Below are 12,457 nucleotides of genomic sequence, written 5' to 3'. Positions count from 1 at the left end.
AACGGGAGGCAAAAAAACGCCCCGGTAGGCATAGCGGGGCGAAAGGCAGCACATCCTTGAGCTAACAACAGGGGGTCAATAACCGAACCGAGTGGCCTCGAAGCGGTTAAGCAGCCGGTGGATGAGGTAACAGGCCAGCAGGGTGGCGACGATGGCAAACAAGATGCTGCTGACCCGGTAGAGGGCGCTGAACACCAGATCGTTGCCCGGCGTCAGGTATTGGCCGAACAGGATGCCGAGGGTGGTGAGGGCACCGAAGCCGACCCCGGAGCCGCTCGCCTCCTTCACGTGGGCATGGCTGAACAGCATGGCGCCGAGCCAGAGCATGGGGGCGACCAGCAACAGCAGTCCCGACCAGTCGTATAGCACCAGCTGGCTGACCAGGCCGAAGCTCACCCCGAGCAGGGTGCCCATGGCCCGTTTGCGGGCATAGCTCAGGGCACCGTCCCAATGCATGGGGAAGAGCACCAGCAGGGTCGTGGCCTGGGCCGACATGGAGTCCCGCAGATCGAAGATCTGGAACACCATGAAGGAGAGCGTGGCGATGCTGGCGCCAAGCAGCGCCTCGTGCCGCATCCGGTGCGGGGCCTTGGGGGAGGGAGCCGGTTTGGGGCGCTCCTCCACGTCCGGGATCAATGCCGTCATCAGGTAGGCGATGAGCACCGACAGCACGCTGGCCCACAGGTTGCTGAAGATAAGGTCGTTGAGATCGGTCTGCGGGTAACTGGCAAAGTGCAGCATGATGCTGAGACTCAACACCCCGTTGGCACCGAACAGGAACAGGCTGCCCCGCGACATGGCGGCGAAGCGGTAGAGAAACAGCAGGAAGGCGATGGGAACCATCAGGCCGGGATGGCCGCCAAACAGCCCCCCCAGCAGCCCCACTTCCAGCCCGCAGACCACGGCGGCGGCGATCAGCTGGCGGGCGGCATGGCCGTTCATCACCGGCACCATGCCCAGCAGCAGCACCGGCGTGACGGTGTAGAAGACACCGTAGTTCCAGCCAAACAGCTTGCAGAGCAGAAAGCCGGTGGTGCTGCCAAAGGCGATGCGCAGGCATTGGCGCAGTTCGTTGGCGGTGAGGGGCCTGTGCCATAGCGTCATTGCCGTCACCTCAGTAGATGTAGTGCAGCAGGCTGAGCAGGCGGATCTGGGCGCGGGCCAGCAGTCCGGTCAGGGCGTTGTCGGGCAGCAGTTGCACGGTGGCACGGGCACCGGCCGGCAGATGGGCGGGCAGCTGTTCCAGCGCCAGGTGCAGGCGCAGACGCTGGGCATCGCGCACCCAGCGATCCGACTCGGTAGGGCTGGCCAGGAGGCCGTTGGCATCGAACTGGCCGGCGCTGACCCCGGCATCCAGGCTGGTGACCCGGGCCGGATAGAGGCGACCCGGCTCGCCATCGAAGGCGACCAGTGCCTGGCTGTCCTGATTGACGTGGCGCAGGCTCTTCTCGCGAAAATCGGCGATCACGTCCACCTGCTCGGAGACCAGTGCCAGCAGCGGTGCGCCCGCCGCGGCGAAGCTGCCCGGCTTGAGCTGCAGGTTGGTGATGATGCCATCCTGGCTGGCGTGAACCCGGCTGTAGGCGAGGTTGAGCTCGGCCTGGGCAAGGCGGTTGCGGGCCTGGCGCAGCAGCAGGTTGTCGTCGCCGGGCAGACCGCGGTTGACTCGGGCCTGGGTCATGCGGGCCTTGCTGGCCAGCAGGTTGGCCTGGGCGGTGCGAAACGCGCTGTCGGCGTCATCCTTCTGCTGCTCGGAGACCATGTGGCGGCGATAGAGGGCGTCGATACGTTCCGCTTCCCGCAGCTTGAGGGCGGCCTGGGTCTGCAGCGAACTGAAGTCGGCGCTGGCGGCATTGAGGGTGGCATCGAGCTGGCGATTCTGCTGCTCGGCCTGTGCCAGGGCGAGGCGGGCCTGCTCCACCGCCAGCTCAAAGGGGGCGGGATCGAGTACGAACAGCAGATCGCCCTGTTTGACGTGCTGATTGTTGCCGACGGCCACCTCGACCACCTTGCCGCTGACTTGGGGCGCCATCTTGGTCACGACGCGAGTCGCCATGGCTTGCGGGGTGAGCGGCATCTTGAGGTCGGCCAGCAGGAAGTAGGCAAAGACCAGTACGAAGGCGCCCATGGCCCATTTTATCCAGCGCTTGAATTGTTGATCCGGGGTCATTTCACTCTCTCTCTTCACTCTGTGCACCTATCTTGCCGAGGGCATTGGCGCAGATGCGGTGCACGATATCTTCAAACTGTTCCAGCTCCCGCTGGCTGATGCCGGCGAGCAGCTCCCGGCGTATCTCCATGATGCGATCTTCAATCTGATCGAGCAGCGCCTTGCCGGCCGGGGTCAGGGTGACGATGCGGGCCCGCTTGTCCTGACTGCAGCAGTGGCGCTCCACCAGCCCCTGCTCTTCCAGCTGGCCCAGGGTGCGCATCAGGGAGGGCAGTTCGATCTCCAGCGCTTCGGCCAGGGTCTTCTGGCTGAGGTGGCCACCGAGCCGGCTCAGCTTCCACAGCGCCGTCCAGCGGGGATGGGTGAGGCCGAGGGGGGCCAGTTCGAGATCGGCCACGGTGCGCCACAGCCGATGCAGTCGGCCGACCCGCTCGGCGAGGGACAGCTCGCGCAGCATTTCCAGATCCTTCATCATGAGGCTCTCCATTTATTTAGCTTGCTAAGCATTGTAGTTGTTTAGCAGGCTAAGTAAATAGTGTGATCGCGATCTTGTTTATGAAAATTGGAGGTAGGTTTCTTGTGGAGCTTGCTTGTTGGGTTTGAACGTCCTGTTGGCAGCCACCCGTGTCTGCCGCGAGCCAATTTGGGTGAATCATTCCCGCCATGGGCCGGTGAAATAACCAAATCATCTCACCAATCCGTGCTGAAAATAGCCTTGGAATAGCCATGGCCGATCATGTTGGTGGCAGAAAAATATTATCTGAATTCGGCAGGCTGTTTTTTATCCACTAATATTGATGGGTCAGCTAAACAGGGAGACGATAGCTGTGGAACGATATGAATCGGGTGACCCCCATTTCTCCATCGAGAGCCTGTTGGTGGAGGTAGAATATGTTGCCGATGGCCATTATGGGCTCAGCCTGGAAAGTACCGAAACCTGTCATGAATTTGACCCTGCCAATATTCCACTGTTATTAGCCGAATAGTTTTTCGGTTGGTGTCATGAGGCCGTCATCATCATCTGACGGTCTGTTGCAGGGCCCGCTTGTATCGGCTCAAACGCTCCCCAGAGGCAGGCACGGCCTGCCATGGGCAGATCCTCTTTGCGGGTCTCGGCGTGATCGCCCGCCCACAATCTTCCAGTTGTCTCTTCCGGTCTGCGGCGGTTTATCCGATTGGGATTTACCGATCTTGAGATCGCCACTCAATCCTTGCTTGTGATCTGTCGAAATAGCATGGAGCAGGGCAAGCATGGTTTCCCATTATTGAGAAAGTATGCCGCCCATTATTTAATCGTTATTTGATAATGGCCCCATAAAGAGCCTGCTGGCATTGAGGGATGAGTGCTCACCGGTTTGATTGGCGCGGCACAATAGTGCGCCCGAATAATGCCAATGACAGGTCGGACGGCATCCTCTGCCAGCCATAACGTTTAAGAATTTAATGTTTTTATATGCCTTTGCAGACAGGCTAACCGACAGGGGCGAGAGAGATGGCTAGAGTGGCGCCACACCACACGCTGGAGCATAACAATGAAAAACCTCTCTACCCCACAGACCCGGATCGCGCTGTTTGGCGACCGACAGATTGCCGGCATGCCCATGATGATCTTCCTCGGGCTTGCCACCTGCGTACTCTTCTCGGGCTGGAATGGATCCTTGCCACTCGGCATGGTCGGTGCGCTGGCATTGATGTTCGTGCTCGGCACCCTGCTGACCGAACTGGGGGAGCGCATCACCCCCATCCGTGAATACCTGGGTGGCGGCACCATACTCGCCATCTTCGGCGGCGCCGCCCTGTTTGAATACCGGATCCTGCCCGTCGAGGCGGGCCAGGTGATCATCGGCTTCATGAAGGAGGGGGGCTTTCTCAACTTCTTCATCGCCAGCCTGGTGACCGGCTCGGTGTTCGGCATGAGCGGCGCCCTGCTGAAAAACGCCGCCATGCGCTACCTGCCGGTGATCCTAGGGGGCGTCGCGCTGGCGCTGCTCAGCGTTGGTCTGGTGGGCGCCCTGATGGGGTATGGCTTCAAGAATGCGGTGCTGCTGATCGGCCTGCCCATCATGGGCGGCGGCATGGGGGCCGGCGCCGTGCCGCTGGTGGAGATCCTCTCCGGGCCGCTGCAGATGTCGAGCGCCGATCTGCTGTCGCGCATGGTGCCGGCGGTGGTGATCGCCAACACCCTGGCGATCCTGGTGGGGACCTTGCTGGCCCGCCTCGGTCGCCGCTACCCCTCCCTGACCGGCAACGGCAAGCTGATGATAAAAGAGAGTGCCGCTGGCGTGGCCGAAGAGAAGGTGCAGGCGCCGACCCTGGAGAGCCTGGGCCTCGGGCTCTTCATCAGCTCCAGCATGTTCGTGCTGGGCTCATTGCTCGGCAACTTCATCCCCATGCACCCCTTCGCCCTGATGATCCTGGCGGTGGCCGTCATCAAGGTGAGCGGCCTGCTGCCCCGCCGTTACGAGCAGGCGGCGGCCGACTGGTACCAGTTCGTGGTGAGCAACCTGACGCCCTCCCTGCTGGTGGGGATCGGTGTCGCCTACACCAGCATTCCCGAGCTCATCAGCGCCTTCTCCGTCAGCTACTTCGTGCTGGTGCTGGTGACCGTGGTCGGCGGTGCCCTGGGGGCGGCGCTGGTGGGGCGGATGATCGGCTTCTACCCCATCGAGGCAGCCATCACTGGCGGTCTGTGCATGGCCAACATGGGGGGCACCGGCGACGTGGCCGTGCTCTCGGCGGCCCAGCGCATGACGCTGATGCCGTTTGCCCAGATCTCTTCCCGTCTCGGGGGGGCCGTCATGTTGATCCTGGCCACCCTGCTCATCTCGCTGCTGGCATAAGGAACAAGATAATGAACGACATCATGATGGGCACCAGCCTGCCCTATGCCGAACGCAAGCGACAGGGACTGATGGGGCGCATGCCCCACAAGGAGGAGTCGCTGGCCCAGCAGCGGCGCCGTATCTACCGGCTGGTTTCGGCCATGCAGAGCCCGTTTGATCAGCACCTGCTGCTGCGCCAGCTGCAGGAGGACAACCCGGTGCTGTTCTACGAGCTGGTGCGCCACCACCTGCCCGAGCTGTTGCCCATCATCTACACCCCTGTGGTGGGGGAGGCGTGCCAGCGCCACAGCGACCTTTATCTGCGCAGCCACGGCCTCTACCTCTCCTGGCACGACCGGGACGAGCTGGACGACATCTTCGCGGCGGTGGAGCAGGAGGTGGACGTCATCGTCATCTCCGATGGCGAGCGGGTGCTGGGGCTCGGCGATCTAGGCATCGGCGGCATGGGGATCTGCATCGGCAAGCTGGCGCTCTACTCCGCCGCTGGCGGCATCAACCCGGCGCGCACCCTGCCGCTGTGCGTCGATGTGGGCACCAACAACCCCGAGCTGCTGGAAGATGACTCCTACCTCGGCTGGCAGGCGCCGCGGGTGGATGGCGAGCCCTATTACCAGTTCATGGACAAGGTGGTGGCCGCCATTCGCAAACGCTGGCCCCAGGTGGTGCTGCAGTTTGAAGACTTTGCCGGCAAACATGCCGCCAATCTGCTGGCCCGCTACCGCGATGAGCTGTGCATGTTCAACGACGACATCCAGGGCACGGCGGCGGTGGCGTCGGCCTGCGTACTGGCGGGCCTGCAGCAGGCGGGCAGTGTGCTTGCCGAGACCCCGGTGCTGATCGTCGGTGCCGGCTCGGCTGGCTGCGGCATCGCCGCCATGCTGGCCCAGCTGGCGGGCAGCACGGAGCGGGTGCAGCTGTTTGATCAGGATGGCCTGGTCTGCCTGGACCGCGCCGGGCTCACCCCGGCCCAGCAGCCGTTCGCCCGTCCGGCGGCGGAGGCGTGCAACTCCCTGGCTGCGCTCATCGAGCGTGTGCGCCCCGGGGTGTTGATCGGGGTAAGCGGTCAGGGTGGCCTGTTCGACGAGGCGGTGCTGACGGCCATGGGGGAGGTGTGCGAGCGGCCGGTGATCCTGCCACTCTCCAACCCCACCCGCAGCGCCGAGGCAACCCCGGCCCAGGTGTGGCAGGCTACCGGCGGGCGCGCCCTGCTCGCCACCGGCAGCCCCTTCCCGCCGGTGGCGGTGGACGGGGCGGCGCGAGTGGTCTCCCAGTGCAACAACGTCTATGTGTTCCCGGGCATCGGCCTCGGTGCCTGCGCGGTCAAGGCGCGGCGCATCAGCGACGACATGTTGCGGGCGGCGGTGCAGGCGGTGGGTGCCTATCCGCTGGCCGAAGGGCGGCTGCTGCCTCCCATCGAACAGGTGGGGGAGGTGGCCCGCGCCGTGGCGAGGGCGGTGGCACTGTGTGCCCGTGCCGAGGGGCTGGCGGATTTTGCCGGCGATCCCGCACCTTTGATTGACCAGACTTGGTGGCGCCCGCACTATTGGTCCGCGTCCTGATGTTGCAAGGCTAATCGATGAAACTGCGTCACCAACTGGTCACCCTCTCCCTGGGCCTGTCACTGCTCCTGATCGTGATCCTGGGCAGCCTGCTGGCGCTCTTTATCCGCCACCTGCTGGAAGTGAACCTGGAGGAGAAGGGGGGCGATCTGGCGCGGGTACTGGCGGCGGACAGCCGAGTGGTACAGGCGCTGGAGTGGGGCAGCGATCCGGGTCTGCGCGACTATGTGCAGGGGATCTGCAGCCGCACCGATGCCGCCTACATGGTGGTGACCGACGAGCATGCCCGCCGGCTGAGCCACCCCTCCCCGGAGCTGGTGGGCGGTCTGTTTCGCGGCGAGGATATCTGGCCCTCCCTCAACGAGCGCAGCAGCTACTGCTCCAAGGACGTGGGCACCCTGGGGCCGGCCATTCGCTGCTTCGCCCCGGTGATCGGGGCGGACGGACGCGCCATCGGCGCCGTGGTGGTGGGTTATCTGATGCAGACGGTGGAGGGCATCTATCTGGATCGGATCGCCCTGCTCATCAGCGCCATCGGCGCCGTGCTGGGCTGCGGCCTGCTGCTGGCGCTCTGGATCCAGCATCGGTTGCGCCGCACCCTGCTGGATCTGGAGCCGGAGACCATCGTCAACCGCTTCGTGCTGCAGGAGCTGGTGCTGGAGCACATCTCGGAGGGGGTGATCGCCCTCGACAGCCAGGGCCACATCCGCATGCTCAACAGCGCCGCCTTTTACCAGCTGCGCCTGCCCGGCACCGGCCGCCACTCCCTGCTCGGCCAGCCGCTGGCTGAGCTGTCGCCCCCGCTCGCCCCCGCCCTGACCCAGCTCGAGACCGAGCTCGGCTTCACCGTGCACGGCGAGTCGTTCATCGGGCGCTGGCAGGCGGTGGAGGGCAAGATACCCGGTCGGTTGCTGATCTTCAGCCGCCCCGAGGTGACCGGCAGCCTCGGCATGCAGGTGACTCACCTGCGCCAGTATGCCGAGATGCTGCGGATGCAGACCCACGAGTTCGCCAACAAGCTCAGCAGCCTCTCCGGCCTGCTGCAGCTGGGCCACGTGGATCAGGCGGTGGAGCTGATCCAGCAGGAGAGCGAGGCGTGCCAGACCATGCTGCACGATCTGCTGCGGGCCATCGAGGACAAGCCGGTGGCCGGGCTCATCCTCGGCAAGTTCAGCCGGGCCCGCGAGCTCGGGGTGGAGCTGGTGCTGGATCCCGATTCGGCGCTGGGCGAGTATCCGGCGGCGGTGTCGGCGGATCTCATCACCCTCATTGGCAACCTGCTGGACAACGGCATCCGCGCCGCCTGGGCCCGGCGCAAGCAGTGCCCGCCACGGGTGCTCATCTCCCTCAACGACTTCGGGCGCCGGCTGGTGATCGAGGTGGAGGACAGCGGCGAAGGGGTGGACGAGGCGCTGGCGGACCATCTGTTTGATTACGGCATCAGTCGCCAGACCGGCGATCACGGTGTCGGCCTGTTCCTGGTCAAGGAGACGGTGGCCAGGCGAGGGGGTGTGATAGAATGGCGCCGCACCGCCGAACAGACGACGCTGTTCGGTATCTACTTGAATAAAAACCAATTGGTGTGATCTATGGAGCCCATTTTCACTCTGGTGATCGAGGATGACGAACGGATAGGATCCATTCTGGCCGAGCTGGTCTCCTCCACCCCCGGATTTTCCCTGCTGGGTCGGGCCGAGAGCCTGACCCAGGCCGATCTCATGATGCGCGCGGCCCAGCCGCAACTGCTGCTGGTGGACATCTCGCTGCCTGACGGCTCAGGCCTGGAGTGGGTGAACCGGCTGCGCAGCCACAACCGCGAAGCCTACGTCATCATGGTGACCGCCTCCTGCGACGTGGAGACCATCCAGCAGGCCCTCAATCAGGGGGTGCAGGATTACATCATCAAACCGCTGCGGCTGTTTCGCATCCAGCAGAGCCTGGACGAGATCCTCACCCTGCACCGGCGCATCTGCGAACGCGGTTCCCTCGAGCAGAGCGACCTGGACCGGCTGATGGGCAAGGTGAGGCCCCAGGGGCGCGAGGTACGCGACACCCCCAAGGGGATCGACGCCATCACCCTGCGCCAGGTGCTGGAGCTGCTGGCGGGCGAGCCGGACAGCGCCTTCTCCACCGACACGGTGGCGCTGCGCCTGTCCCTCAGCCGCACCACGGCGCGCCGCTATCTGGAGTATCTGGAGTCGGAGGACCGGGTGGACGTGGATCTCAACTACGGTCAGCGCGGTCGGCCCGAGCGCCGCTACCACTGGCGGCGGGGCAGTTGAGCCGTTTGCCGCACGCAGACCCATGCCAACAAAAGAGGGAGCCTGAGCTCCCTTTTTTGTGTCTGCCGTTGGTGTAAAAACCCATGTTGCCGACAGCTCAGGCCTCTTCCAGCAGGGCCGGGCGGGCCTTCGGCTTGAACTGGGAGAGCATGACCCCCGCCAGGATGAGACCGCCGCCGAGCAGGTGATAGCCATGTATCGGCTCCCCCAGGCTGATGACGGCGATCAGCGCCGTGCACAGCGGCATCAGGTTCATGAACACCGAGGTGCGCTCCGCCCCCATGCAGGCGAGGCCGCGCATCCAGCAGTAGGCGGCGAAGAGGGAGGAGGCGATGCCGGCAAACAGCACCAGGCCCCAGCCTTCGGCCGGCACCGCCAGCGACTCGGCGCTGAGGGCTACCGGGATCAGCAGCAAGACTGCCAGCAGGATCTGCAGGTAGAGGTTGAGCCAGGGGCCGAACGGCAGTTGCCAGCGGCGGATCAACAGGCCATAGAGGGCGTAGCTGGCGGAGCCGAGCAGCATCAGGCCGTCGCCCTGATTGATGCCGTCGTGCAGCAGCGCCAGCGGCTGACCCAGGCTCAGCAGCCAGAATACCCCGAACAGGGAGATACTCATGCCGAGCAGCGCCTGTTTGCCCGGCCGCTGGCCGAAGAAGAGGGCGCTCTGCAGCAGGGTCAGCAGCGGGATGAGGGAGCCGATGACCCCCATGTTGGTGGCCGAGGTGGTGTGGGCGGCGTAGTAGGCGAGGCACTGGTAGAGCACCATGCCAAGGGCCGCCAGCACCAGCAGCTTGCCGAGCCAGGGGCGGATCTCGCCACGGCGGCGCCACAGCTGCGGCAGGCAGAAGGGGGTCAGCGTGAGGGCGGCGATCACCCAGCGGTAGAAGGAGATGGCCGCGGGATCCAGCACATCGGCGGCGGCCTTGGACACCACGGTATTGGTGGCCCAGATCAGCACGGCGAGCAGCGGAAACATCAGCGGGTAGAAGATACGCATCAAAGACTCCTTATTATCGAGGTGACCAGTCTACCCTTGTCTTTCTTATATCAAGTAACGTAAAACTGACAAATCATCCCGCGCAAAGGACAATCCGCCCGCCATGGCCATACGTCACTACCATCCGACGGACCTGCATCTGCCAGAGCCCAATCCGCTCTATCTGCGCTACCAGCAGATCCAGGCCGAGAGCGCATGTGCCCCCCACAGCCACCCCTGGGGCCAGCTCAGCCTCATCAGTCTGGGGGTGATGGAGATAGTACTGGACGATCACCGGCTGGTGGCGCCGGCCGACTACCTCATTTGGGTGCCGGCGGATCTGGAACACGCCTCCTACAACCAGCAGGCCCTCGACTACACCTCCATCTACGTCAATCACGCTCTGGCGGCGCGGCTGCCGGCCGAGCCCAGGCTGCTGCAGATGACCCCGCTGATCCGCGCCATCCTGGCGGATTTTTGCGATCGCAAGCTGGGCCACATGGCGGATGAGTGGGACGTGCGCCAGGCCGAGCTGCTGGTGGAGAAGCTGACCCGCACCCGCTGCCAGGACAGCTACCTGCCCATGAGCCAGGACAAGCTGCTGGCCCCCATGCTGGCGGCGCTCTACAGCGACCCCGCCGATCCGCGCACCCTGGCCCAGTGGGCCGAGCAGCTGCACACCACCGAGCGCACCCTGGCCAGGCGCTGCGTACGGGAACTGGGGATGAACTTCGGCCAGTGGCGGGCCCGCCTCAAGCTGCTCAAGGCGCTGGCCTGGCTCAAGGGGGAGCTGCCGGTGCAGGAGATTGGCTGGCGGCTCGGTTACGGCTCCACCTCGGCCTTCATTGCCATGTTCAACCGGGAGCTGGGCTGTTCGCCCCAGCGCTATCGCCAGCAGCTGGGCATCGGCGCCGGGCAGGCGGCGCTCTAGCTGCGACCACTCTAAGCAATGAAAAGGGCACCCGTAGGCGCCCTGGTTGATCATGGGAGGGGTTTAGAAGAAGCCGAGGGGATTGATGTCGTGACTCACCAGCAGGTTCTTGGTGTTCTGGTAGTGGTCCAGCATCATCTTGTGGGTCTCGCGGCCGATCCCTGACTTCTTGTAGCCGCCAAAGGCCGCGTGCGCCGGGTAGGCGTGGTAGCAGTTGACCCAGACCCGACCGGCCTGGATGCCGCGCCCCATGCGCCAGGCCAGGTTGCTGTCGCGGGTCCACAGGCCTGCTCCCAGCCCGTACTGGGTGTCGTTGGCAATCGCCAGCGCCTCCGCCTCGTCCTTGAAGGTGGTGACCCCGAGCGCCGGCCCGAAGATCTCCTCCTGGAACACCCGCATCTTGTTCTGACCCGAGAAGATGGTGGGCTGGATGTAGAAGCCCCCCTCCAGCCCGCTCACCCTGGCCGGGCCACCGCCGATCAGCATCTTGGCCCCTTCGCCGCGACCTATCTCCATGTAGCTCAAGATCTTGTCGAACTGCTCGCGCGACGCCTGGGCACCGACCTGGGTGGCGGTGTCGAGGGGGTTGCCCTGCACTATGGTGCGGGCGCGGGCCAGCACCTTGTCCATGAAGTCGTCATAGATGCTGGCCTGCACCAGGGCGCGGGAGGGGCAGGTGCACACCTCGCCCTGGTTGAAGAAGGTCATCAGCATCCCTTCCACCACCTTGTCGATGTAGCTGCTCTCGTGCTGCATCACGTCGGCGAAGTAGATGTTGGGGGACTTGCCGCCCAGCTCCACGGTGGAGGGGATCAGCTTGTCGGCGGCACAGCGCAGTATATGGGCGCCGACTTCAGTCGAACCGGTAAACGCCAGTTTCTGGATCCGGTCGCTGGTGGCGAGCGCCTGGCCTGCCTCGGCGCCGAAGCCGTTGACCACGTTGACCACCCCGGCAGGCAGGATGTCCTTGATGAGATCCATCATCAGCATGATGGTGACCGGGGTCTGCTCGGCGGGCTTGAGCACGCTGCAGCAGCCGGCCGCCAGCACCGGGGCCAGCTTCCAGGCCGCCATCAGCAGCGGGAAGTTCCACGGGATGATCTGGCCGACCACCCCGATGGGCTCCTTGAAGTGGTAGCTGACGGTGTTCTGATCCAGCTCGGCGGCCGAGCCCTCCTGGGCGCGAATGCAGCCGGCGAAGTAGCGGAAGTGATCCACCACCAGCGGCAGGTCGGCGGCCAGGGTTTCGCGCACCGCCTTGCCGTTCTCCCAGGTCTCGGCGATGGCGAGCACTTCGATGTTCTGTTCGATGCGATCGGCGATGCGCAGCAGCAGGTTGCTGCGCTCGGTGACGCTGGTCTTGCTCCAGCTGGCGAACGCCTTGTGGGCGGCGTCCAGCGCCAGCTCGATGTCGGCGGCGTCGGAGCGGGCCACCTCGCAGAACACCTTGCCGTCTACCGGCGAGATGTTTTCAAAGTAGCGGCCGGCGCGCGGCGCCACCCACTCACCACCGATGAAGTTGTCGTAACGGGACTTGAAGCTGACCAGGGCACCTGCCTGACCGGGAGCGGTATAAATCATCTCATCATCCTTTATGTGTGTGGTCCTGACCGGGCTGGCGGGCAACCCGGTTGCTGCTGTGTATCGCAAGGGCCATGCCAGAGGGTCTGACCAGCACAGGAAAAGTTACAAAAAC

General features: G+C 64.5%; 11 protein-coding genes. 6 read left to right on the top strand and 5 right to left on the bottom strand.

All coding sequences use genetic code 11. From position 1 onward, the window contains the following. Positions 1-75: 75 nt before the first annotated feature. The 3 genes from PG881_RS08985 to slyA are packed head-to-tail and all read right to left on the bottom strand — an operon-like array spanning position 76 to position 2,645. Positions 76-1,104, bottom strand: a complete 1,029-nt coding sequence (locus PG881_RS08985) for a DUF2955 domain-containing protein (protein ID WP_011705154.1) — start codon at positions 1,102-1,104, stop codon at positions 76-78. 10 nt (positions 1,105-1,114) lie between these two features. Beyond that, entirely contained in the window at positions 1,115-2,170 is a 1,056-nt protein-coding gene (locus tag PG881_RS08980; RefSeq protein ID WP_016349913.1) for an HlyD family secretion protein, read from the bottom strand. 1 nt (position 2,171) lies between these two features. After that, positions 2,172-2,645, bottom strand: a complete 474-nt coding sequence (gene slyA, locus PG881_RS08975; protein ID WP_010634735.1) for a transcriptional regulator SlyA — start codon at positions 2,643-2,645, stop codon at positions 2,172-2,174. Positions 2,646-2,964: 319 nt separating this feature from the next. Between slyA and PG881_RS08970 the strand changes: the two genes are divergently transcribed. The 5 genes from PG881_RS08970 to PG881_RS08950 all read left to right on the top strand — a co-directional run bounded on the left by PG881_RS08970 (position 2,965) and on the right by PG881_RS08950 (position 8,854). Further along, a complete protein-coding gene (locus PG881_RS08970) occupies positions 2,965-3,156 on the top strand; it encodes a hypothetical protein (protein WP_073349272.1) in 192 nt (63 codons plus the stop codon). Positions 3,157-3,702: 546 nt separating this feature from the next. After that, positions 3,703-5,010, top strand: coding sequence for a 2-hydroxycarboxylate transporter family protein (locus tag PG881_RS08965; protein ID WP_039213362.1), 1,308 nt, complete (start codon positions 3,703-3,705; stop codon positions 5,008-5,010). 11 nt (positions 5,011-5,021) lie between these two features. Then, a complete protein-coding gene (locus tag PG881_RS08960; RefSeq protein WP_270799412.1) occupies positions 5,022-6,572 on the top strand; it encodes an NAD-dependent malic enzyme in 1,551 nt (516 codons plus the stop codon). Positions 6,573-6,589: 17 nt separating this feature from the next. Next, on the top strand, positions 6,590-8,158 hold the full coding sequence (locus tag PG881_RS08955; RefSeq protein ID WP_011705160.1) for an ATP-binding protein: 1,569 nt from the start codon (positions 6,590-6,592) through the stop codon (positions 8,156-8,158). A gap of 3 nt (positions 8,159-8,161) precedes the next feature. Beyond that, positions 8,162-8,854 carry a response regulator gene (locus tag PG881_RS08950; RefSeq protein ID WP_011705161.1) on the top strand — a complete coding sequence of 231 codons (693 nt, stop codon included), beginning with the start codon at positions 8,162-8,164 and terminating at the stop codon, positions 8,852-8,854. A 97-nt stretch (positions 8,855-8,951) separates the two neighbouring features. Here the strand turns inward: PG881_RS08950 and PG881_RS08945 are convergent, their stop codons facing one another. Then, entirely contained in the window at positions 8,952-9,851 is a 900-nt protein-coding gene (locus tag PG881_RS08945; protein WP_270799409.1) for a DMT family transporter, read from the bottom strand. 103 nt (positions 9,852-9,954) lie between these two features. Between PG881_RS08945 and PG881_RS08940 the strand changes: the two genes are divergently transcribed. Then, positions 9,955-10,761, top strand: a complete 807-nt coding sequence (locus PG881_RS08940; RefSeq protein ID WP_044799451.1) for an AraC family transcriptional regulator — start codon at positions 9,955-9,957, stop codon at positions 10,759-10,761. Positions 10,762-10,824: 63 nt separating this feature from the next. On the opposite strand, the gene exaC is transcribed toward PG881_RS08940, so the two are convergent. Continuing rightward, positions 10,825-12,342, bottom strand: coding sequence for an acetaldehyde dehydrogenase ExaC (gene exaC, locus PG881_RS08935; RefSeq protein WP_270799406.1), 1,518 nt, complete (start codon positions 12,340-12,342; stop codon positions 10,825-10,827). Positions 12,343-12,457 lie beyond the last annotated feature (115 nt).

Origin of the sequence: Aeromonas sp. QDB54, assembly GCF_027707385.1 — a bacterium.
GTDB classification, from domain to species: domain Bacteria; phylum Pseudomonadota; class Gammaproteobacteria; order Enterobacterales; family Aeromonadaceae; genus Aeromonas; species Aeromonas hydrophila.
The sequence above is the reverse complement of the archived record's forward strand: the minus strand, read 5'-3'. Positions and strand labels throughout refer to the sequence as shown.